21 protein-coding genes and 2 tRNA genes are annotated in these 23,727 nt (G+C 60.3%); 10 read left to right on the forward strand and 13 right to left on the reverse strand.

Annotated features, from left to right (window positions below):
* From MHM97_RS03740 to MHM97_RS03750, 3 genes are all read right to left on the reverse strand, one after another.
* Positions 1-936, reverse strand: coding sequence for a lysophospholipid acyltransferase family protein (locus tag MHM97_RS03740; RefSeq protein WP_239319610.1), 936 nt, complete (start codon positions 934-936; stop codon positions 1-3).
* 145 nt (positions 937-1,081) lie between these two features.
* Positions 1,082-2,185, reverse strand: coding sequence for a flagellar motor switch protein FliG (locus tag MHM97_RS03745; protein ID WP_239319611.1), 1,104 nt, complete (start codon positions 2,183-2,185; stop codon positions 1,082-1,084).
* Between the two features lie 78 nt (positions 2,186-2,263).
* A complete protein-coding gene (locus MHM97_RS03750) occupies positions 2,264-2,797 on the reverse strand; it encodes a tetratricopeptide repeat protein (RefSeq protein ID WP_239319614.1) in 534 nt (177 codons plus the stop codon).
* Positions 2,798-2,969: 172 nt separating this feature from the next.
* Here MHM97_RS03750 and MHM97_RS03755 point away from each other — a divergent pair, with 172 nt between their 5' ends.
* Entirely contained in the window at positions 2,970-3,581 is a 612-nt protein-coding gene (locus MHM97_RS03755; protein WP_239319617.1) for an NADPH-dependent FMN reductase, read from the forward strand.
* Between the two features lie 50 nt (positions 3,582-3,631).
* Here the strand turns inward: MHM97_RS03755 and purB are convergent, their stop codons facing one another.
* From purB to MHM97_RS03770, 3 genes are all read right to left on the reverse strand, one after another.
* The gene (gene purB, locus MHM97_RS03760) at positions 3,632-4,936 is read right to left on the reverse strand and encodes an adenylosuccinate lyase (protein WP_239319620.1); all 1,305 of its coding nucleotides are present in this window, start codon (positions 4,934-4,936) and stop codon (positions 3,632-3,634) included.
* A 112-nt stretch (positions 4,937-5,048) separates the two neighbouring features.
* Positions 5,049-5,309, reverse strand: coding sequence for a DUF6455 family protein (locus MHM97_RS03765; RefSeq protein ID WP_239319622.1), 261 nt, complete (start codon positions 5,307-5,309; stop codon positions 5,049-5,051).
* A gap of 68 nt (positions 5,310-5,377) precedes the next feature.
* Positions 5,378-6,649 carry a bifunctional alpha/beta hydrolase/OsmC family protein gene (locus tag MHM97_RS03770; RefSeq protein ID WP_239319624.1) on the reverse strand — a complete coding sequence of 424 codons (1,272 nt, stop codon included), beginning with the start codon at positions 6,647-6,649 and terminating at the stop codon, positions 5,378-5,380.
* A gap of 114 nt (positions 6,650-6,763) precedes the next feature.
* Between MHM97_RS03770 and MHM97_RS03775 the strand changes: the two genes are divergently transcribed.
* Positions 6,764-7,324, forward strand: a complete 561-nt coding sequence (locus MHM97_RS03775; protein WP_239319627.1) for an NUDIX hydrolase — start codon at positions 6,764-6,766, stop codon at positions 7,322-7,324.
* 5 nt (positions 7,325-7,329) lie between these two features.
* Complete coding sequence (locus tag MHM97_RS03780; RefSeq protein WP_239319629.1) at positions 7,330-8,229, forward strand: endonuclease/exonuclease/phosphatase family protein; 900 nt, start codon at positions 7,330-7,332, stop codon at positions 8,227-8,229.
* 10 nt (positions 8,230-8,239) lie between these two features.
* On the opposite strand, the gene dddP is transcribed toward MHM97_RS03780, so the two are convergent.
* Positions 8,240-9,583, reverse strand: a complete 1,344-nt coding sequence (gene dddP, locus MHM97_RS03785) for a dimethylsulfonioproprionate lyase DddP (protein WP_239319630.1) — start codon at positions 9,581-9,583, stop codon at positions 8,240-8,242.
* 182 nt (positions 9,584-9,765) lie between these two features.
* On the opposite strand from dddP, the gene MHM97_RS03790 reads away from it, so the two are divergent.
* A complete protein-coding gene (locus MHM97_RS03790; protein WP_239319631.1) occupies positions 9,766-10,533 on the forward strand; it encodes a heme-dependent oxidative N-demethylase family protein in 768 nt (255 codons plus the stop codon).
* A 57-nt stretch (positions 10,534-10,590) separates the two neighbouring features.
* On the opposite strand, the gene MHM97_RS03795 is transcribed toward MHM97_RS03790, so the two are convergent.
* The 5 genes from MHM97_RS03795 to MHM97_RS03815 all read right to left on the reverse strand — a co-directional run bounded on the left by MHM97_RS03795 (position 10,591) and on the right by MHM97_RS03815 (position 16,207).
* The gene (locus MHM97_RS03795; protein WP_239319632.1) at positions 10,591-11,595 is read right to left on the reverse strand and encodes a hypothetical protein; all 1,005 of its coding nucleotides are present in this window, start codon (positions 11,593-11,595) and stop codon (positions 10,591-10,593) included.
* 264 nt (positions 11,596-11,859) lie between these two features.
* The gene (locus tag MHM97_RS03800) at positions 11,860-12,669 is read right to left on the reverse strand and encodes a lytic murein transglycosylase (RefSeq protein ID WP_239319633.1); all 810 of its coding nucleotides are present in this window, start codon (positions 12,667-12,669) and stop codon (positions 11,860-11,862) included.
* An 89-nt stretch (positions 12,670-12,758) separates the two neighbouring features.
* Positions 12,759-14,021 carry an Hsp70 family protein gene (locus tag MHM97_RS03805; protein ID WP_239319634.1) on the reverse strand — a complete coding sequence of 421 codons (1,263 nt, stop codon included), beginning with the start codon at positions 14,019-14,021 and terminating at the stop codon, positions 12,759-12,761.
* A 353-nt stretch (positions 14,022-14,374) separates the two neighbouring features.
* A complete protein-coding gene (glnA, locus tag MHM97_RS03810; RefSeq protein ID WP_239319635.1) occupies positions 14,375-15,781 on the reverse strand; it encodes a type I glutamate--ammonia ligase in 1,407 nt (468 codons plus the stop codon).
* 87 nt (positions 15,782-15,868) lie between these two features.
* Positions 15,869-16,207 carry a P-II family nitrogen regulator gene (locus MHM97_RS03815; RefSeq protein WP_239319636.1) on the reverse strand — a complete coding sequence of 113 codons (339 nt, stop codon included), beginning with the start codon at positions 16,205-16,207 and terminating at the stop codon, positions 15,869-15,871.
* 169 nt (positions 16,208-16,376) lie between these two features.
* Here MHM97_RS03815 and MHM97_RS03820 point away from each other — a divergent pair, with 169 nt between their 5' ends.
* Entirely contained in the window at positions 16,377-18,038 is a 1,662-nt protein-coding gene (locus MHM97_RS03820; RefSeq protein ID WP_239319637.1) for an NAD(P)H-hydrate dehydratase, read from the forward strand.
* A gap of 130 nt (positions 18,039-18,168) precedes the next feature.
* Here the strand turns inward: MHM97_RS03820 and MHM97_RS03825 are convergent.
* Positions 18,169-18,253 (reverse strand) — tRNA-Leu (locus tag MHM97_RS03825).
* 364 nt (positions 18,254-18,617) lie between these two features.
* On the opposite strand from MHM97_RS03825, the gene MHM97_RS03830 reads away from it, so the two are divergent.
* The 5 genes from MHM97_RS03830 (at position 18,618) to MHM97_RS22975 (ending at position 23,550) form a co-directional block, all read left to right on the forward strand.
* Positions 18,618-18,694 (forward strand) — tRNA-Arg (locus MHM97_RS03830).
* A gap of 687 nt (positions 18,695-19,381) precedes the next feature.
* Positions 19,382-21,511, forward strand: a complete 2,130-nt coding sequence (locus tag MHM97_RS03835) for a type VI secretion system Vgr family protein (protein WP_239319639.1) — start codon at positions 19,382-19,384, stop codon at positions 21,509-21,511.
* A 1-nt stretch (position 21,512) separates the two neighbouring features.
* A complete protein-coding gene (locus tag MHM97_RS03840; RefSeq protein ID WP_239319641.1) occupies positions 21,513-22,382 on the forward strand; it encodes a hypothetical protein in 870 nt (289 codons plus the stop codon).
* A gap of 239 nt (positions 22,383-22,621) precedes the next feature.
* Complete coding sequence (locus tag MHM97_RS03845; RefSeq protein ID WP_239319643.1) at positions 22,622-23,260, forward strand: hypothetical protein; 639 nt, start codon at positions 22,622-22,624, stop codon at positions 23,258-23,260.
* Positions 23,245-23,550, forward strand: a complete 306-nt coding sequence (locus MHM97_RS22975; RefSeq protein WP_239319646.1) for a PAAR domain-containing protein — start codon at positions 23,245-23,247, stop codon at positions 23,548-23,550. The genes MHM97_RS03845 and MHM97_RS22975 overlap by 16 nt, the downstream gene beginning before the upstream one ends.
* Positions 23,551-23,727: the final 177 nt, after the last annotated feature.

Here is a 23,727-nt window from a genome sequence, read left to right on the forward strand (position 1 = left end):
CTAGCCCTCGCCCTGTTGGGGTGACGCGTAATCCGGGTGCGGCGTGTCGTAAATCGGCTTCCAACGCCGGTGCAGCCAGAACCATTGCCCCATATGCGCGCGCACCATGCGCTCCAGATCGTCACAGACCGCCTGGGACATGGTGAGCGGGTCGGAGTGCGGGATTTCCGCGGCGACATGCACCTCGAAATCCAGACCGTTGGCTTGCCGCACGCCATAGATCGGCAAGAAGACCGCGTTGTATTTGAGCGCCAGTTCCGCCGGAACCGTCGAGGTCAGCGCCGGGCGCCCAAAGAACGGCAGATACTGACCGCCCATGGCGTGCATGTCCGCGACGATGGCAATATTGCCGCCCGCCTTCAGGTGGCGCACCATCTCGACCATGCCGCGCTTGCCCTGTTCGAACATCGGCTTGCCGGTGGCGGAGATCGCCTTGACATAATGGTCGTTGAAATAGGGGTTGGCCATGCGCCGGTAGAGCGAGCCCATGTTGAACCCCATCTGCACCAGCTTCGAGCGCGCCGCATCGTAATTTCCAAAATGCCCGGTGACCAGGACGACCGGGCGGCCGGCTGCACGGGCGGCCTCCAGCGTGGCGACACCTGGTCCGGTCAGCGGGGCGGATTTGGCGCGGACCCAGAAAGGCGCGCCGGCATAGAGTTCGGCGAGGGTGCGGCCCACATTGTCTGCAACCTGATGACACAGGCTCTCCACCTCGGAGGCAGGCAGATCCGGGCGGGTATAGGCGAGGTTGCGCCGCACGCGCTTGTGAAACCCGATCAGCGGCGCCAGTTTGCGCAGCACCCAGCCCATGGCCGGGACGCGCCTGCGATAGGGGATCAGCTTTAGTCCGCCAATCAGCCCGCGCAGGACCAGATTGATCGCAAAGTACTTGGCGCGTTGGGAAAATGTCAGCTCCGACGAGTCAACGGGCATGCGGTGTCTGGCTCCTGGTCGCTGTCACGCAACGCAGGATCATAGAGCCGGTTGCGGCCATATACAAGAAACCCCTGACAACAAACGCGCGTCCCCCTGCGGGCGGGGGGACAGGCGCGCAGTCCGGGGCGCAGGTGGCCCCGGGTTATGATTCTTCCTCGTCCGATTTCAGCTCGATGTCGCCATTGACGACCATCTCGCGCAGCATGTTGACGATCAGGCCAAATGCGGCCTCGCCCTCGGTCCGTTTGACGCGACCCAGCTGGTTGGCCTCTTCGCGCAGGTTGTTGGCCATCCGTGTGGACATGTTTTCCAGCAGGAAGGTGACAGAGGCCACATCGTCCTCTTCGGTGGCAAAGGCGATCGCGGTGGTCAGTTCCTGCGGACCCAGAGCACGCACCAGTTTGGGCACATCCATCGGTTCCACCTTCTGGGCAATCAGCGCGAAGGTGAAGATCGACTTGCGCACGTCGGTGGCAAACTCCTGATCTTCCTCGTCGAGCGCGGTCAGCACCTCCTCGCGCTTGGCAGCGGCGGATTGGGTGAGGATCGCACCGACGCGCTGGCCCGGGGTCTGTTCAAAGGCGACCTGCGGACGGGCCTCGATCTGCGACGCCAGCGACAGGCCAATGCGGTCGACGGTGTCCGGCGTCACGTTGCTGGTCTGGCTGACCGCATAGGTGATGCGCCGTGCCAGGGGGCCCGGCAGATGCTGCAACATCTCCGCCGCCTTGGCGGTGTCGATCTTCGACAGCAGCACCGCCGCGACCTCGGTGCTTTCCGCCTTGGCCAGATCCGCCAGGTCCTCTGGCGGCAGGTTGCGCAGGCGCTCCCAAGGGTCGCCGAACTGACGCACGCCGGCTTCTTTGCGCAGTCGACTGTGGGTGTGGCGGCTGATCTTGCCTTCCATCGCGGTCAGCGCACCGGCCAGACCGTTGGGAAAGGACAACCCGATGTTTTCGAGTTGCTCTGCAAATTCGGCTGCCACCGCATGCAACGTCTGGCGATCCACCAGGCGCATTTTGCCCATCTGCTGCGTGAGTTCCAGCTGGAGATCGTCCGGCAACTCTTCCAGGGGCACATCTGCCCCCTCGTTGAGGAGAAGTCGCACGACGATTGCCGCTTTTGCTTTGCCACTCAGTTGGGGCGCGCCCCCCGAGAGGGCTGGAGCCGGTGCGGCTGGCGCGAAATCGCCAAGCCCCATATCCGGTGATGCCATGGGGAGCGCTAAGGCTGATGATTGTTCCATTCTTGAACCTTGACCCGAAAAGATTCTCTTTCTGTCAGATCACAAGATAGGCCGTCAGCAGTAAAGAAAGCCTGAAGCTTAGTAGTTAACGGTCACACCCGTCTGAATTGCACGGCGCAGCGAGGATTCGGCCCAGGTGCCTTCGCCGCCACGGGCCTTGATTTCCTTCCACTGCGACAGCGCCTGCGCATATTCGCCATTGGCGACAAAGCCTTGCGCCATGTAGCTGCGGGCCAGGATGTTATCGGGGTTCTGCGCGATGGCTTGGGTGTAATATGCGTTTGCGGCCTCGGCCTGACCCAACTTGCGGTTGGTGAACCCCCAATAGGTCAGGACTCGGCTATCCGTCTGATCCGGATGCGCCGCCAGCACCGCCTGTGCGTCCTCGTAACGCTCCAGATACGCCAGCTCGCGCGCGGTCTCCAGCAGTTGCTGGCCGTTCATGGATGATTCTTCCGGTTTGACGCATTTCTGGGCGTCCTCGTCCCAAACCCGTTTGCCCCAGCATTTCTTGGTGGTGTCAGAGGGCGTGGGCGGTGTTGTTGAATCGCTCCCGGCTGCAAAAGCCGACAAGGGCAGGGCCAGGGCGAGGGTGAGAGCTGTGAAACGCATGAATACCTCCTGTGCGTCTGTCTAATGGGGTTACGCTGAAAACACGCCTGCTGCGCAAAACATTCGTTCACGAAACCGTGAGTGGCAAAATACAGTGCCGGGCCCGCAGACGTACCCCGGATGCAGGTCGGTGACACCGCCGGGGCATAGAGGCGCTCAGGAATGTGCAGGATTGTACCGTGCAAAAGCTGTCATTGTGGCCCCACAGATCCGCCCCTATAGAGGCGAGATGGAGTTTATGGCGATTTCTGGCAGTGCGCGCCGCGCGTCGACCAATACCGCTCTGCTGCGAGCGGTGTCCGGGATCGTATCTCCCACTCACACCGTGAGTGTGTTTGCGGGGCTGGCCCGGCTGCCGGTGTTCTCGCCAGATCTGGAGCAACACGCCCTGCCGCCGGCGGTCGAGGATTTCGCGGCCCGGGTCGGGCGCAGCGATGGTCTGATCATTTCAAGCCCGGAATATGTCCGGGCGCTCCCGGGCGGGCTCAAGAACGCCATCGACTGGCTGGTCTCGCGCGAGGAGATCATCGCAAAGCCCATTGCCCTGATGCATGCGTCGCATCGCGGCGACGACATGCTGGCGCAGTTGCGGACCGTGCTCTCTACGGTCAGTTCGCGCTTTTTCGACGACGTGTTCCTGCGGTTCGAGCTGATGCAGACCTCCCCGGCCGAAATCGACACTCTGTTGCAGGCGCCGCAGAACCGCCGCGCCGTGATCGATTTTGTCGATCAATTTGCCGCGCGATGTGAGGGGCACGGGGCAGGACCTTCAGAACCCACATAAAAAACCCCGCCGGTGAGGGCGGGGCTTGATCGGTGCGCGTGAGGGTGGGCTTACTCGCCAAACACCCGTTTGAAGATCGTGTCGACGTGCTTGGTGTGATAACCCATGTCGAATTTCTCGTTGACGCCATCCTCGCCGAGGGCGGCAACCACCTCGGGATCGGCCAGCAGCAATTCGCGGAAATCGACGCGCTCTTCCCAGACCTTGAGCGCATTGCGCTGGACCATGGAATAGGCATCCTCGCGGCTGACACCGGCCTGCGTCAGGGCCAGCAGCACCCGCTGCGACATCACCAGACCCGGGAATTTGTTCATGTTCTCCAGCATGTTCTCCGGGAACACCAGCATCTTGTCGATGACGCCGGCCAGACGGTGCAGCGCAAAATCGAGCGTCACGGTGGCGTCGGGGCCGATGCCGCGCTCCACCGAGGAATGCGAGATGTCACGCTCGTGCCAGAGCGCCACGTTTTCCATCGCAGGGATCACCGACATGCGCACCAGACGCGCAAGACCGGTGAGGTTTTCTGTGAGAACCGGGTTCTTCTTGTGCGGCATCGCCGAGGAGCCTTTCTGGCCCATGGAGAAGAACTCGGCCCCTTCGAGCACCTCAGTCCGCTGCATGTGGCGGATCTCGATCGCGATGTTCTCGATCGAGGAGGCAATCACACCGAGAGTGGCAAAGAACATGGCGTGACGGTCGCGCGGGATCACCTGAGTGGAGATCGGCTCCGGGTTCAGGCCCAGTTGCTCGCAGACGTGTTCTTCGACGCGCGGATCGATATTCGCAAAGGTGCCCACGGCGCCAGAGATCGCACCGGTGGCGATTTCCTCGCGCGCGGCGATCAGGCGTTTCTTGTTGCGGTCCATCTCCGCATAGAAACGCGCAAAGGTCAGACCCATGGTGGTGGGTTCCGCATGGATGCCGTGGCTGCGGCCCACGCGCACGGTGTCCTTGTGTTCAAGCGCGCGTTTCTTGAGTGCGTCCAGGAGCTTGTCCATGCCGACCATCAGAAGGTCGGCAGCGCGGGTCAGCTGCACGTTGAAACAGGTATCAAGCACATCCGAGGAGGTCATGCCCTGATGCACAAAGCGGGCTTCTTCCGATCCGACATGCTCGGCCAGATGGGTCAGAAAGGCGATGACGTCATGTTTGGTGACGGCTTCGATCTCGTCGATGCGGGCAACGTCGAACTCGACGTCCTTGGCTTTCCAGACCGCCTCCGCGTTTTCGCGCGGGATCACACCGAGGTTCGCCATGGCGTCGCAGGCGTGCGCCTCAATCTCGTACCAGATGCGGAACTTGGTCTCGGGAGACCAGACGGCAACCATATCGGGGCGGGCGTAGCGGGGGATCATAGGCAGCAGCACCTTTCAAAGACGGTGGAAGAGATGGCGCTCTCATAGACGAGCCATGCCCCGGCGGCAAGCGCCGCGCCGCAGCAGTGCCGTGCCGCTGTCCAAAATCCCGTCAGAGGCGTGGTGTGAGGTCCTCAAAGCAGGCTTTGTTCTCGCAATAGGCCGGGCAGGTCGCCAGTTGGTCATGGCGGGCCTGAAGATCACCGCAGGCCCCCTGTGCGAGACACCCTGCGCAGCGCGACACCATCTGCATCAGGCGGCGCGCCTCGCCTTCGGGGTCACGCGCCAGACGCGCGGCCTGATCTATGCCGAGCCGCTGGCTCATTCCATTGACGAGATCGGCGCTGTCACTCAGCTTGCGCATCAGTCCCATGGTGGGCGTCCTCCTGTTGCTGGCTGTGGCAACCCTAATGAGGAACGCGCGTCGCACCTTGATGTCGATCAAATGGCTGCGGCGTCGATGTCCTGACCTTCCTGAGACATGTCGGGAAGCTTTGGCGCATCTTCCAGCCGTGTCTCGACCCGAGAGCTTTGTTCAAGGGTGCGATGCACCGGGCATTTGTCGGCAATCTCCAACAGTTTGGCGCGTTGCTCCTGATCCAGATCGCCCTGCAAATGGATCACCCGCATGAACCGGTCGATCTTGGCGGGGCCAGACGGGATGGCATCCTGCGCGTGGACTTTGTCGTGACAGACTTCAACGCTGATCCCGTCCAGCGGCCAGCCCTTGCGCCGTGCATACATCCGCAACGTCATCGACGTACAGGCCCCAAGCCCCGCCGCCACAAACCCATAAGGTGACAGTCCGCGATTGGTGCCGCCATAGGCTTCGGGCTCATCTGCCAACACATGATGGTAGGGGCCGTTTTGCACATCCTGCAAGAACCCCTCCGGGTCGGCCTCGGTGACGCGGATGACGCCTTCGGGTGCTCCGGGCGGGGGGGCTGGGGGCTTCATATCCACGTAGCGTGTGGCCCATGTGGCGATCATGTCTGCGGCATATTCCGCATCGCAAGGATCGGTGATCAGATGGTCGGCGTCATCCAGGGTGACAAAGCTCTTGGGGTGGCGCGCGGCCTGAAAAATCTCGGCGGCATTGTCGATGCCAACCGTCGTATCGCGCGGCGCATGCATTACCAGCAATGCGGCCTTCAGGTCTGCCACCGCTTCGCCAAGCTCGGTCTGGCGGATGTCATCGACAAATTCCTTGCCGATCACAAAAGGACGCCCGCCGAGGCTCACCTCTGCCTGCCCGTCGCGATTGATCGCCTCAAGTGCGTCTTCGAAGTGGTGCGCCACATGACCCGGATCAAAGGGTGCGCCCAGCGTCACCACGCTCTTGACCGAAGGAATGCCTGCGCGTGCCCGCAAGACGGCTGCCCCTCCCAACGAGTGACCGATCAGCATGTCGGGCGCCATGTTGCGGCTGGCCAGATAGCGTGCCGCCGCGATCAGATCCGCCACATTGGAGGTAAAGCTGGTATTGGCAAACTCGCCCCCGGAATGACCAAGGCCCGTGAAATCGAACCGCAACACTGCGATCCCCATGGCCGCCAGTCGCGCGGCAATCCGCCGGGCGGCGGGGATGTCCTTGGAACAGGTGAAACAATGGGCAAAAAGGGCGGTGGCCAGCACCGGCCCCTCGGGCAGGTCGAGGCGCGCGGCAAGGTCATGTCCGGCGTGGCCGGTGAAACTGATGCGTTCGGTGGGCATGGGCGAGGCTTTCGGGGCTTGGCTTTTGTGGGTCGGCTTCCCTAAGGTGCGCCGACGTCAGGGTCACGGCAAGGCGGCTGTCACAACCGTCACGGGAAGGTGAAGGAGCGTCACATGGGCGTGCATAAAAACACGGAGCAGATGATCGCGGGGATCGGACGTTTCACGCCCCTGGACGCGCGCGATCGGGACATGTGGGCGCGCCTGGTGAGGTTCTGCGCCAATGAACCCCGCGCGTTTGAGCGCGATCCACTGACAAGCCATGTCACGGCATCTGCCTTCGTGCTGTCTCCGGACCTCACGTCGGTATTGTTGACCCATCACGCAAAACTCGACCGCTGGCTGCAATTGGGTGGGCATTGCGATGGTATTCAGGACGCCTGTTTCAACGCCACCAAAGAGGCCTATGAGGAAAGCGGGCTGTCCCGTATCCGGCTGCTGACGCCCGAGGTCTTTGACGTCGATGTGCACGAGATCCCGGCCTCGGCCAGGGAACCGGCACATCTGCATTACGATGTGCGCTATCTTTTTGTGGCGGAGGCAGGGGAGCCTTTGGTGAGCGAGGAGTCCCATGCGCTGGCCTGGGTGCCGCTGGATCAGCTGGCCGAGGAGGCCGAAAGCGTTGCGGTTGTGGCGCGCAAATGGCCGCTCTGGCGGGAGCGACTGGACCTGTGAACGGCATGTTGAAACTGTGCCGCGTCGGGATTTGGGCGCTGTTGATCCTTGCGATCCTGTCTTTGGCGGGCGGTTTCATGGTCGCGCTGCATCCGCTTGGCGATAGCCTTGCGGTGTTTCGCGTACCCTTTGCCGGGCTTGCGATGATCTGTGCCTTCATCCTGCGCCACGATGCGCGCGCGGCCATGCTCGGCGCGGTGGCGTCCGGTGTGATGCTGGTCAGTTGGCTGGGCCATTCACCCACGGAGACAGAGGTGCGCACACCACAGATCACGCTCTATCAGAAAAACATGCTGTGGCGGAACAACGGCAACGAGACCCTGATAGAGGCCATTCGCATCTCAGGCGCGGATGTCGTCACGCTGGAGGAAATCTCTCGCGAAAACATGCCGATCCTCGGTGATTTGCGGGCCGATTATCCGGTACAGCAGTTCTGCCCGTTTCGCCGGGTCGGAGGTGTCGCGGTGTTGGCGCGCGGCGTCACGGCGACCAACAGGCTCGCCTGTGCAGAAGACCTCGGGCTGGCCGCGATGGAGGTCGAGGGGCCAACGGGGCGGTTCTGGGTGGCGGCGCTGCATTTGCCGTGGCCCTGGCCGCATGAACAGGCAGAGCATGTGGACAGGGTGGTAAAGCGGCTGGAGACCCTCGACGGGCCGGTGATCCTCGCCGGGGATTTCAACGCCGTGGGCTGGTCCCATGCGGTGGCGCAGATCGGTGAGGCAGGCGGCATGGCGCGGGTCGGCCCCTATGCGGCGACGTTTGATCTGCCGCCGCTGGGTTATCCCATCGGCATTGACCATGTGCTGGCTCCGGGCGGCGAAGGCGAGATCGAGATACAGCCGAAACTCGCCTCTGACCATCACGGGGTTCTGGCCCATCTGCCCTGGCCAGACGCGCCGCAGTGAGGCGCAGACATTATATCTGCCCCATGAGCGCGGGATCAAAGGGGTAGGTGGTCAGGTTCTCATATCCATCCTCGGTGATCAGAACCTGATCTTCGAGCTTGATAGAGAAATCGCCGCCAACCTCGCCCACCAAGGCCTCCACACAGAGCACCATCCCCGGCTCCAGCGGATAGTCAAACGCACCTGCCACCGCCTGATCCGGATAGGCCACCAAGGGCCATTCATCACACAGCCCCACACCATGCATCAGGCAGCCGTATTTCTGCGCCTGATATTTTGCATCCAGAACATGGGTGCCCGCGGTCAGCTCCGGGATCATCACGCCCGGTTTCAGCATTTCCATATTGGTCATGATGTGTTCATGCGCATGCTGCATCGCATAGATCATGTCCGGGCGTGGCTTCTGATCGCCGATCCACCAACTGCGGGAAATATCGACGCAAATCCCGTAGCTGCCCACCAGATCGGTATCAAAGGAGATGATCTCGTTGCGCTGGGTGATGCGGGGGCCGCATTCCTGAAACCACGGGTTGGAGCGCGGACCGGAGGCCAGCAGCCGTGTCTCGATCCATTCACCCCCCCGGCGGATGTTTTCCGCATGCAGAACCGCCCAGATGTCGTCTTCCGAGGTCTTGCCATCGCCGACATTGGCGCGGGCAAAATCCTCCATCGCCTTCACGGCGGTCTCGCAGGCATGGGACGCACAGCGCATGGCAAGGATCTCGTCCTTGCCCTTGATTGCGCGGGCCTTTTCGGTGACTTCCTCGCCTTCCATGACCTCGAAGCCTTGCGCCTCAAGTGCGCGCAGCCCGTGCAGCATTACCTTGTCCACCGCGAGGCGCATGTTGCCTCCGCCATGCTCGCCAATCAGCACGCGGATCTCATTCGAGAGCGCATCGGCGGCCACATCGACCTTGTCGCCCCGATCAAAGTAGAACAGATCCGCGCCGGAGCGCTGTTCGCGCACCAAAGGGTTGAACGTCGAAAGAAACGGCGAGTTCTTGTAGTCCCAAAGCACCATGTAGCCATCTGCGCACAGGAGCAGCGCGCGAAACGGGTTATGGGTGTTCCACAGCTGCATATTGGTGCTGTCGGTGGCGTAGCGGATGTTGAGCGGATCAAACATCAGCAGACCGCCATAGCCGCGCTCCACGATCGCCTGCGTCAGCCGCTGCCAGCGGTAGTGGCGCATCGCCTCCAGATTGGGCAGCTCCAGCCCTGCCGCGGCCCATTCCGAAAACGCCAACTGTGTGGGGCCGATCTCGATCCGGTCGTTGTCATTGGGGCTGCCGTCGCCCAAAACGGACCCGCGGCTGGGGTCGATCTTTCGACGATCCCGAAAGTGTTCGTTCATCTTCGCCTCCCTGGCTCTTTGGCCTCAGCCTGCCGGGGCTTGCGCGGCGTGGCGTTCCCAAATGCGACCCGGAGCATGTCCGTTTTGGCCGAATTGGCGGGACTGGCGTGTTTGATACAGTGGCTGCGCGCAAAAAACTGTACAGTCGTGCACAGTTTTGACAGCGGTGCTATGCCTGGCACATGACAGAGATTCTCCAGACCTCCATTCCCTATAATCCGCTTGCCCCGCGCCCATTGCCCGGCATTCAGCCGCTCAAGCCGGAGGATTGGCTGCGCTTTGACGCCGGGTTTGCCGCGCAAGTGGCAGAGCGGGAGCGGCTGTTGCGCGATCATCCCGATGCGGTAATTGCGATGGATGCGGGGGCCGCGCCAGCCGCGCAAGAGTTGCTCGATCAGGTGCTGGCGGTGCGCTATGGCGCCGGCGCTGATGCGAACCACGTTATCCGGCCAGATGGCGCCAAAGTCGCGATCAATCGCGCCCAGCCGATGGAGACCCTTGGCCGGATTGCGCAGCAGGATTTCTGTATCCTGGAGAGGCCCGAAGACGGCGATGAACATGTGCTGACGGCGGCTGTATTGTGTTTCCCCGCCAGTTGGACGCTTGCGAAAAAGTTCATGAAACCGCTGCTGGCGATCCATGAGCCGGTCAAAGACTACGATGCGGGGATCGCACGCCGCGTGCAGCGGTTGTTTGACGGGGTGCAGGTGGGGCGGCCGCTCTGGCGTTTCAACGCGCTGTGGTATGCGGACCCAAGCCTGCATCAACCCAGGCTGGAGCGCGATCCACGCGCCACCTCGACGCCGGAGACCGAGCACTACATGCGCAGCGAGTTGCAGTCGATCTACCGCCTGCCGCAGAGCCGTGCAGTGGTGTTTTCGATCCACACCACCGTGATGCGTCGCGCCGATGTGCTGCGCCAGTGGCAGGCGGTGGCAGGGACCACATAATACAAAACCCCGCAACACGAATGTGTTACGGGGCGTAGTTCAGGTGTCTGCAATCGGTCAGTGAAGCGCGGCGTGCACCAGGCCGGAGGATTGCAGGAACATCAGCAGGGCCATGACCGCCAGCATCTGCACGCTGAAGCGCATGTCGCCGCCGCGCACCAGATTGACCGCAGCCGCAGTGATGCCAAGCGGCAGGGCGAGCAGGGTCATCACCAGCGTCAGCACCCAGGCCGACGTGGTATTGGCGGTCCATCCGCGCTTTGACAGCGAGGTGCCCAGCTTGCGACAGGCGTTGCCCAGATCCCGGGCCGGGCGGGGACCATCGCGGCGCTCGATGATCCGGTCGCAGGCTTCGGTCAGGCTGCCAAAGGTTTCCTCCACCGGGGCGAACCGCTTCGGGCTTCCGGCCTGCGCGGTCGTGTCGGGCGCGGCTGGTGCTGCGGCGCGCTCCGGCGTGCCCTGGCGCGCGGCGTAGGTGTCATAGGCGCGGATCGGCTGTGCCAGATCGGTCTCCGCGGGCGTTGGCTGGGGCACGGCTGTGGCGTTTGGATCGGTGATCGGCAGCTGAATGTCCCGCACAGACACATCCTCCGCGGGCTCAGCGGTCTCGGCGGCAAAGGCCGAGAGAAACGCGTCGCGGTCCAGAATGACCGCCGTATCCAGCCATTCGACAGAGCTAGCGTCCAGCTGCGACAACAGCGCTTGCAGGCTGCGGGCCAGCAGCATTTCGATCAGTTCGGCATCGGTGCGCTCCGGGAACCGGGGCGTGAAGGTCACATCAAGCTGGCAGCGACAGGCCACGCCATCGGTCTGACGCATGGGCGCAGGGCTGCGGCGGTGTCGCAGGTCGACGATATAGTGATCGCATTCCAGCGTGACACGATGGGCGCGTTTGGCGTGGAACTGATCGACCTCGTGACCAAATTCCTCAAGCGTTTGCACGACCAGAGTGCAGGCGGTGGACAGGGCCGTCTCATCCCGTTCGGAAAAGCCCAGCTTGCCGCGAAAGGCCGTGGCGGACACATTCTGTGTAATCTGATCCAGCACCGTGAAATCCTCCATCGGTTGTGTTCCCAACCAATGTAGAGGCCGATCACGCAGAAAATTGGGCGTATCCGCCGGTTTTTGAATATTTCCCGGGGCTTCGGTCGCGATATTTCGTCAACCAAAAAGTTTTAATAAAAACAGATGGATATGGATTTCGCGGTGCGATGCGAGATGAAAATGCGTCGAAATACTGGCGGCGCATGGCCATATTGATGCCGCAGCTTTTACAATCCCGCGACCGGCGCGTTGATTGTTTTTAACCCTTTTGCGGAGACTCGATCAGCCGTCGATCTGCCGCCCCATGATCGCCAGGGATTGCTGATAGACCGTGGCGGCGTTCCATTGTTTCAGGACTTTGTAGTTCGGCTCGCCCGGCTGATAGCCGCGGCCCGGACGCCAGCCTTTCTTGCGCAGGAAATAGGCGGTGGAGGCCAGAGCGTCCCCCATGTCATAGAAATCCACCCGCCCGTCGCGGTTCCAGTCCTGACCGTAGTTGAGCGCGTTGCCGGGCAGGAACTGCGTATGCCCCAGTTCGCCGTGTTTGGCGCCCTTGGTCGCCATGGTGATCGCACCCTGATCCACCAGCTTTAGCGCGCCAATGGCGTGGGGCTCAAAGAACTCCGAACGGCGGCAATCATAGGTCAGGGTGACGATTGACGAGACCACCTGACTGTCGCCCATATAATTGCCAAAGGCGGTTTCCATGCCGTGAATGGCAATGAGCAATCCGGCAGGCACGCCATATTTGCGCTCCAGAGATGCAAAAAACGCGGCATTGCGAGCCTTGTGCTTGCGCCCCTGTGCGACGATGGTCGTGGCCCCGCGCACCTGCATGAATTTTTCCAGACTGTATTTAAAGCTCTTCTGGTTGCGATCCGCTGCGATGGTGCCGGTGGCATAGCGCGTCTGCGCCAGCGCATTGAGCCCGGCCTGACGGACGCCCGCGCGTTTGGCGGTGCGGGCAAACTCCGCTTTCCACGCTTCGAACCCCGCAGAGGTATTACCGCAACTGGCCGCAAGACCGGTGATCGGGGTTGCGATGGCAAGGCTGGCGGCAAGGCCCAGGGCCGCAAAACGGGAAAACAGCATGAAAGAACCCTCTGAAACTGGCGGATGTCCAAGGGGAACTTACGCGGCAGAGGCCGGGCTTTCACCCCCTTTTTTACGGGGAGCTTTGCTCAGAAGGCGGCATCCTGCGCAGCCAGCGCCAACCCGTCGGCCACAGCCGTCATTGCGCGCTCTGTCTCGATCTCTGCGGTGGGACAGAGATCCTGAAGGGCTGAGCGCACCGCCATCAGCAACGCAGACCCGCCCACCATGACGCAGCGGTTGACGTCGCCGGGGGATACGCCGGCCAGGCGCAGGGTCTCGGCGGCCTCATCCTGAATGGCCTGCACCATCTGCGCCAGCGACTGTTCGAGTGCGGCGCGGGGCAGGGCGGCGGAAAGCCCTGGCTCGACAATGCGAAGATCAATCTGCGCGGTCTCCTCGGTGGCGCTGTTGGCGCGGATCTTCCCGGCCTCAGTCGCAAAGGCCAGATCATGGCCCAGCTCATCCTCCAGTACGCGCAGCAGCCGGTTCAGCCCGCTGGGATCTTCGGCGTTCTGCGCCAGATCGCGTGCCGCGCGGCGGGTGTCGGGCCCATAGAGGAATGGGATCATCTGCCATGTGGCAAGATCATTGAAGATCCGGTTGGGCGCCGGCAAGCTGCCCCCGCCAAAACTGTTGCGGATCATCGCACCACGGCCCAGATGCGGCATCACATGGTCAATGCTGATCTGGCGGTCAAAATCGGTGCCGCCCAGACGCAGGCCGTGACTGGCCAGAATACGCGTGCCGCCGTTGTCGTCCTGCTCAAAACAGGTGAAATCCGACGTCCCGCCACCGATGTCCACCACAAGACCGATGCCCGGATGCGGACGGGCGGCACGCAGGGCGGCTTCGGGTTCATACATGAACTGCACGTCCTGAAACCCGGCCTTTTGATAACAATGGCGCAGGTCGTCTTCGGCGCGGACGTTGCGGGCCTCGTCCCTGGAGTGGAACTTCACCGGCCGTCCCGAAAGCGCATGGGTGAACTCCAGTCGTGTAGCGGTTTCGGCGCGGGTTTTCACCTCGCGCAGGAAATGCGCGATGACATCGGAGAAATCCATCATCTCACCGCCCAGGCGGCGCTTTTCATAAAGGAGCGGCGTGCCCAGCAGGCTCTTGAGCGCGCGCATGAAACGCCCCTCGTCGCCGGCGATCAACGCCCGGGTGGCGCTGCGCCCGATGCGGCGCGCCCTGGTGTCGCTGTCAAAGAACACAGCCGTCGGCAGCGTGGTCTCTCCCGGCTCCAGCTCCACCAGCCAGGGGCGGCCCGCCACCGTCACCCCGGCGGCGGAATTCGAGGTGCCAAAGTCGATGCCAAGCGTGGTCGGGGCGGCGGAGATCTGTGTCATGGGTCGGCTCTCATGCGGCTCAAGGCGGGCAGACCTACAGGACCGGGAGCGGGGGCTCAACAGGAAATACCGTCGGCCCAACAGGAAGACATGTGCGGAAAAGAAAGGGCGCCCCCTGGGAGGGTAAGGCGCCCCTGCCACAACAACTGGCCCATATGCGGGACACATCCGTGACGTATGAGTCGTCGAGCCACCCCCAACAGGTGCGGCCCGCACTCAGACTGGCGTATATTAACTGACCAGTCAATAAACATACCTGCGACACAGCGACAGATACGGCGCTCAGTGGTCGCATCAACAAAAAAGGCGCCCCCGAAGGGACGCCCTGATAACACTCTGCTTCGATCCGCAGATCAGCAGCTGTAGTACAGCTGGTATTCCACCGGGTGCGGGGTGTGCTCGTAGGCTTCGACTTCTTCCATCTTGAGGTCGATGTAGCCTTCGATCTGGTCCTTGGTGAACACGTCGCCCTGCAGCAGGAAGTCGTGATCGGAGGCCAGTGCTTCCAGCGCTTCGCGCAGGGAGCCGCAAACGGTCGGGATGTCGGCCAGTTCCTCTGCGGGCAGATCGTAGAGGTTCTTGTCCATGGCTTCGCCCGGATCGATCTTGTTCTTGATGCCGTCCAGACCGGCCATCAGCAGGGCTGCAAACGCCAGGTAGGGGTTTGCGGCCGGATCGGGGAAGCGGGCCTCGACGCGCTTTGCCTTCGGGGATTCGGTCCACGGGATACGCACGCAGCCGGAGCGGTTACGGGCGGAATAGGCGCGCAGAACCGGGGCTTCGAAGCCGGGGATCAGGCGCTTGTAGGAGTTGGTGGCCGGGTTGGTGAAGGCATTCAGCGTTTTGGCATGCTTCAGGATGCCGCCGATGAAGTACAGCGCCTCGTCGGAGAGATCCGCGTATTTGTCACCTGCAAAGAGCGGCTTGCCGTCTTTCCAGATCGACATGTTGACGTGCATGCCGGTGCCGTTGTCGCCGGCGATCGGCTTGGGCATGAAGGTGGCGGATTTGCCGTAGGCGTGGGCCACATTGTGGATCACGTATTTGTACTTTTGCAGCTCGTCGGCCTGTTTGGTCAGGCTGTCGAAGATCAGGCCCAGCTCGTGCTGGCAGGACGCCACCTCGTGGTGGTGCTTGTCGACCTTCATGCCCAGACGCTTCATGGTGGAGAGCATCTCGGAGCGCAGGTCTTGTGCTTCGTCGATCGGGTTCACCGGGAAGTAGCCGCCCTTGACGCCAGGACGGTGGCCCATGTTGCCGGTCTCGAATTCCGCATCGGAGTTCCAGGAGGCGTCGGTTGCGTCGACCTCATAGGACACTTTGTTGATGGTGTTGGAGAACCGCACATCATCAAAGAGGAAGAATTCAGCTTCCGGGCCCATGTAGGCCACATCACCGATGCCGGAGGCCTTCAGATAGGCTTCGGCTTTCTCGGCGGTGCCACGCGGGTCGCGCTCATAGGCTTCGCCGGTGTCGGGCTCGACCACGGAGCAGTGAATGCAGATGGTCTTTTCCGCATAGAAGGGATCCACATAGGCGGAGTTGGTGTCCGGGATCAGCTTCATGTCGGAGGCTTCGATGGATTTCCAGCCTGCGATCGAGGAACCGTCGAACATGAAGCCTTCTTCGAGGAAGTCTTCGTCGACCTGATCCGACATCAGGGTCACGTGCTGAAGCTTGCCACGCGGGTCGGTGAAGCGGATGTCGACATAGTCTGCCTCTTCATCCTTGATCAGCTTGAGAACTGCGTCCTTGCTCATTTGAAGTTCTTCCTCCGTCAGAAAACTTGGGTATTTCGGGTGTTGGGTGATCTGCGGTGCGGGAAACTGCGCCGCATTGGTGTTCGGTTAGAGGGCGTCGGAGCCGGATTCGCCGGTCCGGATGCGGACCGCCTGCTCGATCGGGCTGACAAAGATCTTGCCGTCGCCGATCTTGTCGGTCTTGGCCGCGGCGACGATGGCCTCGATGGCGGCGTCGACCTGATCGTCGTCCAGCACCACTTCGATCTTCACCTTGGGCAGAAAGTCGACCACATATTCCGCACCGCGATAGAGTTCCGTATGACCTTTCTGGCGGCCAAAACCCTTGACCTCGATGACAGAGAGACCCTGAACGCCAACGTCCTGTAGCGCTTCCTTCACCTCGTCCAGCTTGAACGGCTTGATGATGGCTTCGATCTTTTTCATGTCCGGGCTCCTCGCAACCTTGTCGACTGTGGTCAGATCATTTTCAACTGATCGCCACAATGTGTAAGCTGAAGCGCCTGCTGCCGAAATGTGCAGTTTTCCGATGGTGTGATGAAAATTTGGGCCATGCGATTAATTATTGGGCATTCGTGAATCGAAGGGGTGCGGAATGACCGAATTGCTGACCGCAGCGCAGATGCGTGAGATCGAAAAAAGCGCCATCGACAGCGGCGCGGTGACCGGGCTGGCGCTGATGGAGCGCGCCGGTGCGGGCGTGGTGGAGGCGATTTTCGAGACCTGGCCGGAGCTGGGCGATGAGGTTGCGCCGGATGGGGGCGCTGCCCCCCGGCCTGCGGCCGTCCCCCGAGATATTTCGGAAAAGCTGAAGCGGGCTGTGGTGCTCTGTGGTCCGGGCAACAATGGTGGCGATGGGTTTGTGGTGGCGCGGCTGCTGAAGGCACGCGGTTGGGACGTCTCGGTGTTTCTCTATGGCGATGCCGCGGTGCTGCCACCGGATGCACAGGCGAATTATGCGCGCTGGCTGGAGATGGGGGAGGTCCAGGCGTTATCCGCGGAAACGTTTGAGGGGGATCAGATCTGGCCCTCGACAGATCTGGTGGTGGATGCGCTCTTTGGCACCGGGTTGACGCGTGCTGTGGATCTGCCGCTGGTCGCGTTGGACGCAGCGCCTGCGGTGGGACAGGCGCCTCAGGTGGTGGCAGTCGATCTGCCCTCGGGGCTTTGCGGTGACAGCGGGCGCGTGATCGGAGAGGCTGCGGTGCCGGCCGGTCTCACGGTTGCATTTCATTCACGGAAGCTGGGACATGTGTTGGCGGAGGGGCCGCAGCACTGTGGGAGCGTGGTGGTCAAGGACATCGGGCTTGCGCCCGTTTCGGAGGTCGGCGGCCAATCGCGTCAGGCCCTGGTCGCGTTGCACGGGGACAAGCGGATTGGCCGATATCTGTGTCGCGCGGCAGAGGCTTCTTCACCCGACCTGCACAAACAGGCCGATGAGCATAAATATGACCATGGTCACGCGTTGATCCTGTCCGGTGGCGCGGGACAAACTGGCGCGGCGCGGTTGGCGGCGCGGGGCGCGCTGCGGATCGGCGCGGGGCTGGTCACGCTGGGTGTTCCGCCTGCGGCACAGATGGAGGTCGCGTGTCAGATCATATCCCTGATGCTCACCCGGGTTGACGGGGCAGGGGCGCTGACGGCGGTTCTGGAAGACAGCCGCATCTCCGCGCTGTGCCTGGGGCCGGGGCTTGGGCTGGACCGGGCGCGTCGCCTTGTGCCGGCGGCACTTGCGGCAGGCCGCGCGATGGTACTGGATGCCGATGCGCTAACGGCCTTTTCCGACGCACCTGATGCGCTGTTCGAGGCACTTCATCCGGCCTGCGTTCTGAGCCCGCACGGGGGAGAGTTTTCGAGGCTCTTTCCCGATATCGCCGAAAAGCTTGCCCAGCCCGCCACAGTCGGTCCGGCCTATTCAAAGGTGGACGCCACCCGCGAGGCCGCCCGTCGCGCCGGCTGCACGGTTCTGTTCAAAGGCGCCGACACCGTGATTTGCGCTGAAACTGGCATGTGTTCTGTCAATGTCGCCAGTGGTGATCGCGCAGCACCCTGGCTTGCGACGGCCGGTGCGGGGGATGTGCTGGCGGGGTTCATCGCGGGGCTCTTGGCGCGCAGCTTCGACCCGCATGATGCAGCCGCGACAGCCGCGCGGCTGCATGTGGACTGCGCGCGCAGCTTTGGCCCCGGGCTCATCGCCGAGGATCTGCCGGACCAATTGCCCCAGGTGCTGCGGGGCCTTCAGGCCCAGCCGGGGTGACGCCTGTGTCTCTCCCCGGTGCGCGCGGGGCTGCAATGGTGAGGCTCGCTCCCTGACGGCCCAGGTCCCGATGCCAGCCCGCAGAAGGACACAACGCGCGGTCTGATTATGCGGAGTATGAATGGGGGAATGGTGCGGGTGAAGGGACTTGAACCCCCACGCCTTGCGGCGCCAGAACCTAAATCTGGTGCGTCTACCAATTCCGCCACACCCGCACAGCGACAGGAACACCCGTCGCGGAGCTGGTGATTATCAGAGCTTCTTTGCGGATGCGAGAGGAATTCTCGCCTCGCAAGACAGAAAATGGCGGATTTCGCATGGGGGCTCTTTGGGTGAAGGCCAGGCGCGCGGAGAAATTTCGTATCAGAGCAGACGTGGCAGGTGTAAGCGCCGCGGGGGCTGACCTCGTAGAGATCTTAAGCAATGCGCGCGTTTCTCCGGAGGCGGAACTGGCTAGGTCGTACAAGAGCACAGAGGGGCACGAATGGAGGTTTTTATTCGGGGCGGGCAAAAAACTTACGAGATGCTGCGTTTTGGCCTTGCACCTCGACGCGGTGGCCAATAAACCCCGCCCTCAGTGGACCGATAGCTCAGCTGGATAGAGTACTTGACTACGAATCAAGGGGTCGGGGGTTCGAATCCTCCTCGGTCCGCCACTTCCAAAATGTTGAACGTCAGACGAAATTGACCTAGGCGTCATAAACTGACCCAATCCACTGTTTTTGCCGTGTGGCTTGTTGCGTTGATCTGACCTTCCTTTTGGAAAATCAGGGCTGATTTGCAGGAACAGACTTTGATGTCGCCTGTTCCTGCTGATCTGCCCCAAGTTTCAAAAGGCGGGCGAACGCGGGAGGGGGCGAGGCAATGCTATTCGACCGGGTTGGTGCGGCCCGCAGGCGCAGCCGAGGACACGGCCCGGTCTAATAGAATTGCCCGAGGGGGAGGGCAGCACCCTCTTCTTGACGGCCAGGGGCGTTTGGCTCGTCCAAATCCCACTGGCCCACAACACAGAAGCGCCGGGGCCATCAGCCCCGGCTCAGTGATGCGGTCATACAATATTGAAAACTCAGTTCACAGGATACGGGACTGAACCTCTAGAGCTGATACCTGCATCGATGGCCGTAGCCAGCCCAATCACGACATTCATGCAGGGTGCGGCTATGTCTCTGCTGCAAGCGTGAAAGACTTTCCGGGAGCGGACATTCAACTCGGCCCCAGCGACGTCGAACAATCACTCCAGTGTGGTTGCACCGTCGTGATTTTCCCCACAGGTAGAGATTTTCCACCCTTGAACCCTGAGGCGAGACAAGTATTCTCCCGTGCAACTTAAAGGGTATTGCTTTATGAATGTATTTACTCAGGATGCCCGACTTGGACGTCTGACAACTGTGCTGGGATCCGACGCGCTTGTGCTTTTGCGGATGGACGGCACGGAGGAACTCTCAGGGGATTTCGAGTGGCGGGTTGAAGCGCTTTCAACCCAGAACACACTCGACCTCAGCGCTCTTCTTGGAACTCATGCCACCATTGAAATCAATCACGCTCAGCGTGCGCGCGCCTTTGACGGGATCGTCTGCGAAGCCGAGCAACGCGGTGCCTTCGAGAATGGGTTTCGCTATGATCTAACCTTGCGCCCCTGGCTGCATGTGGCAGGCCTGCGGCGCAATATGCGGATCTTCCATAACAAAACCGTCATCGAGATCGTGCAAGATGTGCTTAGCTCTTACGCAGCATTGGGCAACCCCCATCTTGAGCTGCGGGTGATGGATGACTACCCGGTGCTGGAATACACCGTTCAATATGGCGAGTCGGATGCGGATTTCATCCGCCGCCAGCTGGAGCGCTTTGGCATCACGTGGTCGTGGCGACATGAGCCAGGATCACACACGCTCTTGCTCACCGATGCGGCGATCAGCCTGCCCGAGGTTCCGGGATCATCGCGCCCGTATTTTGGGGTCACCGGGTACCACCGGCACGAGGAAGAGCATTTCCGCCATTGGTCAGCGACCGAGCGGATCACCACCGGCGCAGTGCGGCTGACGGAGTATAACTTCAAGATACCCACATCGGCGCAGGAAGTGGACCAGCTCTCTGATGCGTCTCATCCAAGCGGCGATATCGAAAGTTATGACTGGCCCGGCGATTACCTCAACCAAGGCGAAGGCCGAGGTGTGGTGTCGCGCCGTCTTGAAGCGGAGCGCGGTCAGGCCCCGCGCCACCGGGCTGAGGGCGATGTGGTCTCCCTCGGCGCGGGCTGGCGCGTCACACTGGCCGGGGATGACGTTCCCAAAGCGAGGGGGCGCACATTCGTTTGCCTCAAGGCCACCCATCGGTTCCGGGCGCAGGCCTATGGGTCTGGGAGTACGGGAGCAGATGACGCGCCCTACGACGGGGCCTATGTGCTGATCCCTGATGATGCGCCGTTTCGACCCGAACGCCGAACGGTCGGGCCACGTGTGCAGGGACCGGAAACCGCAGTTGTGGTTGGCGAAGGCGAGATCGATTGCGACGAACACGGCCGCATCTTGTGCCGCTTCCACTGGGATCTGGAAGCGGCGCATACCATGCGGGTGCGCGTAAGCCAGAACTGGGCCGGGCAGGGCTGGGGCGGCATGGTGATCCCGCGCATCGGCATGGAGGTCATCGTCGAACACCTGCGCGGCGATCCTGACAAGCCCATCGTCACCGGCTGTGTCTACAACGGCAAAAACAAACCGCCATATGAGCTACCGAAGCATAAGACACGCTCGACTTTCAAGACGGATACGCACAAGGGGCGTGGGTTTAATGAACTCCGGTTTGAGGATGAAAAGGGGCGAGAAGAGATATTCCTTCATGCCGAGAAGGATCGAAACGAGAAGGTAAAGAACGATCACTCTGAGCGTATAGATAATAATTGGGTGCAGAGCATAGGCCACAACAAAGCTATCGAAGTGACGAACAATCATGATGAAATTATCGGTGGAAACTATATATTATTTATTGGCCCTTCAAATATAGGAGCATTGGTTGGCAGTGCAGTAAACAAACTCAAGGAAGGATTGGGTGAATTTTCTAGAAAGATCGGCCTGCCAATCGTTTCGGAGTTTGGAAGAGGCCATATGATTGTTGGCGTAGAAAAGAGTAAGATGGAGGCAGTCGGCGCGACAAGTAACGAAGTTATTGGGCTGTCGAAAAGTATTTCAGTTGGCAGGGATTTTCAGATAACTACAGGGAAGTCTACATCCATCCATTCTGGTGAAATTTTGTCGATAGATAGTGGCGACAGAGCTGAACTAGGTGGGTCGGAGAAAGTGGAGATTCGATCAGGGATGTCCCGGATAGTCTTGGAAAAGGATGGCACGGTTGGCATCTACGGGCGCGTTGTAAATATTGGCGGAACTGAAAATATTAACATAAACGGAAATAGTCAAGTGGAGGTCAGCGGCGGCAACCAAGTGACGGTAAAATCTAAGAGAGTGGATATTAATTAAAATGGCAAAGGGTATAACATATAACGGCGAGATATCCGAAGTTGGCCAAGGTGTGCACCCTCAGGATGTTGTGGAAATTGTTTGCACTGATCCAAATTTCTTGGAAAAAGCCACGGAGAAAAAGCCGAATTTTGTTATCAGGTTAATATCCGGAGCATATAGCCATCCGCGTGATTGGTGGTGTGCGATATTTTATTGTTGCATGCAGATCGGACTGTTTGGACCTGAAGCAAAGGCCATGTCCGACCCTTGGAAGCGTGATTTAAATACAATTCTAAAGTTTGCAAAGGAAAACCCTGTTCTGGCTGTGCGGTTATTATCTGTTCACCTCAAGCACCAAATGCAAACGCCTGAGTTTTACGGAAGAATTGGAGGTGGTTTTTTCACAAACTATGCCTCCACTGGGGGGCGCTTTGGAAACAAGGTACTAGGGCGTAAAGGAAAAATGTTAAGGACAACGGTTAATTTCAAGTTGGCAAACTCCGGCGCGGCGGTTTTGTCTGTCAAGTATGGTGGGCGTGATATTGTATCGGTCTTTGACGCGATGCTTACCGGAAATTATACCCCTAGCATCTCAGGGGAAATGTACAAGGAGATGTTCCGAGCTGCCATTGAAAGAAATGAGCCAGTTGGGTCAGAAGAAGCTGACGCTTTGGTTGAGATAGTCGATGGCGTATTGCATTGTATCAATAATCCGGAAGAATATCTGCCAAGCTCGTCAAATAAACCAGACGATAGCTCTCCGCACGTTCCGGTTGGCAGGGTCTCATCCATGCGACCTGATGGTGTTCGCGGGACGATACCCGCTGGATATGAGACTAACGCTCTGGATGTTATCGGGGATCAAAGTGCTAGGTTGGGAGAACCATGAGATCCGTAATTTACTTCATCCTGGGCCTTCTGAATGAGTTTGTCGGTTACTTCATCATATTGGGATCTCTGGTGTGGCTACTCCTGTTGTATAGTGATCTGAGGTGGCTCTTCGCATTCCCAATTGTCGGTGGAGCGTGGTGGGCATGGTACAAGGCTTGGGGGCGGGTCGAAGAAAAATTAGATGACAATGAAGAGCCAAGGGAATAATCAGAATGGATATTCTTGGAAGATAGAGAGATGATGGATTTGAATCAATTTCAGGGCAGTTCAGTTCTTGGCGGGGGCATGACACTTCCTTACCTGTGGTGTTCATTGCACTTATCCCACACAACAGTAAAGGCGCTGATGAATCACCCTAATGGGGGGGTCGAGATATCACGAATTCAAGAAAACGATGAGTACCTACTGAAACACCTGCAATCTATAGAAGGTGATACTTGGAGGACTTTTTGCACGGCTGCTGGCATGACCGCCTACGGTGCCGTTGCTCTCTCTTGGTGTAAAGATGCAGTCCTCACTCAGGTTTGGGAAGGTTGGAAGACCTCTGGTTTTCCGCTTAAACCACTGCCTGAGTTTGAGCGCCCTGCGAGGCTCCTCAATTCTGCGCTGTTGCCTAGAACAAATAAACTTTCAGAAATCGTTTCTGCGGCAAACAACTCTTCATTGGCGATTTGTGCGATTATCTCTGCGCTCAAAGAGCCTCTCTTTTTTGATCTGCCGAGAGACATGTTGGTTTCAGCCCCTCCTCAAGTCGCTGCTTTCTTGAAGTCACGAATGCTGCAGACGCCAAATCGCGCTATTGAAGATCCTGCGCTCACTGCTTGTTGGACGAACACAGTACGGAGCACTGAATTCGATGTATGGGAGGCGGCGTGATACCAGCAGCAGGACGGTTGGGTGATACCGGCTCTGAACACGATGGGTTCCCGCAAACACCAGCCATAGAAGGCAGCGATAACGTCGGCATAAGCGGTAAACCTGCGCTGCGAGAGGGAGATGCCTTTGCGTCGCACTCTAAGCCGAAGCACCCTCCGCATGGGCGGGCGCTGGCGGTAGGATCTGGCGGCGTGTTTATCAACGGAAAGCCCGCTGGCCGTGTCGGCGATGCTATCGATTGCTGCGGAGCTGTCGAAAGCGGCTCTGCCGATGTGTCTATTGGAGGGTGATCATGCGACGAGACTATTTCCACCGGATCACTTGAACACTGATCCCCCCTTTGCGGCTGCGGCACGGTTCCGGCCCAGCCAAAGCGGTAATTGGTATGTGTGCGGTGAATTGGCGCGTTGTCCCGCGACCTGTGAGTTCGATGATAGTAGGCGGCTGCACCTGCGGCCAAGGTCAGC

This window comes from Epibacterium sp. Ofav1-8 (assembly GCF_022348185.1).
Lineage (GTDB): Bacteria > Pseudomonadota > Alphaproteobacteria > Rhodobacterales > Rhodobacteraceae > Epibacterium.

Bases quoted from the DNA above. Each gene is read 5' to 3' on its own strand.
- purB (WP_239319620.1), bottom strand. From the start codon at position 4,936: ATGATCCCCCGCTACGCCCGCCCCGATATGGTTGCCGTCTGGTCTCCC.
- MHM97_RS03845 (WP_239319643.1), top strand. From the start codon at position 22,622: ATGATGGATTTGAATCAATTTCAGGGCAGTTCAGTTCTTGGCGGGGGC.
- MHM97_RS03780 (WP_239319629.1), top strand. From the start codon at position 7,330: ATGTTGAAACTGTGCCGCGTCGGGATTTGGGCGCTGTTGATCCTTGCG.
- dddP (WP_239319630.1), bottom strand. From the start codon at position 9,583: ATGAACGAACACTTTCGGGATCGTCGAAAGATCGACCCCAGCCGCGGG.
- MHM97_RS03770 (WP_239319624.1), bottom strand. From the start codon at position 6,649: ATGCCCACCGAACGCATCAGTTTCACCGGCCACGCCGGACATGACCTT.
- MHM97_RS03815 (WP_239319636.1), bottom strand. From the start codon at position 16,207: ATGAAAAAGATCGAAGCCATCATCAAGCCGTTCAAGCTGGACGAGGTG.
- MHM97_RS22975 (WP_239319646.1), top strand. From the start codon at position 23,245: ATGGGAGGCGGCGTGATACCAGCAGCAGGACGGTTGGGTGATACCGGC.
- MHM97_RS03820 (WP_239319637.1), top strand. From the start codon at position 16,377: ATGACCGAATTGCTGACCGCAGCGCAGATGCGTGAGATCGAAAAAAGC.
- glnA (WP_239319635.1), bottom strand. From the start codon at position 15,781: ATGAGCAAGGACGCAGTTCTCAAGCTGATCAAGGATGAAGAGGCAGAC.
- MHM97_RS03805 (WP_239319634.1), bottom strand. From the start codon at position 14,021: ATGACACAGATCTCCGCCGCCCCGACCACGCTTGGCATCGACTTTGGC.
- MHM97_RS03835 (WP_239319639.1), top strand. From the start codon at position 19,382: ATGAATGTATTTACTCAGGATGCCCGACTTGGACGTCTGACAACTGTG.
- MHM97_RS03800 (WP_239319633.1), bottom strand. From the start codon at position 12,669: ATGCTGTTTTCCCGTTTTGCGGCCCTGGGCCTTGCCGCCAGCCTTGCC.
- MHM97_RS03740 (WP_239319610.1), bottom strand. From the start codon at position 936: ATGCCCGTTGACTCGTCGGAGCTGACATTTTCCCAACGCGCCAAGTAC.
- MHM97_RS03750 (WP_239319614.1), bottom strand. From the start codon at position 2,797: ATGCGTTTCACAGCTCTCACCCTCGCCCTGGCCCTGCCCTTGTCGGCT.
- MHM97_RS03790 (WP_239319631.1), top strand. From the start codon at position 9,766: ATGACAGAGATTCTCCAGACCTCCATTCCCTATAATCCGCTTGCCCCG.
- MHM97_RS03745 (WP_239319611.1), bottom strand. From the start codon at position 2,185: ATGGAACAATCATCAGCCTTAGCGCTCCCCATGGCATCACCGGATATG.
- MHM97_RS03795 (WP_239319632.1), bottom strand. From the start codon at position 11,595: ATGGAGGATTTCACGGTGCTGGATCAGATTACACAGAATGTGTCCGCC.
- MHM97_RS03765 (WP_239319622.1), bottom strand. From the start codon at position 5,309: ATGGGACTGATGCGCAAGCTGAGTGACAGCGCCGATCTCGTCAATGGA.
- MHM97_RS03775 (WP_239319627.1), top strand. From the start codon at position 6,764: ATGGGCGTGCATAAAAACACGGAGCAGATGATCGCGGGGATCGGACGT.
- MHM97_RS03840 (WP_239319641.1), top strand. From the start codon at position 21,513: ATGGCAAAGGGTATAACATATAACGGCGAGATATCCGAAGTTGGCCAA.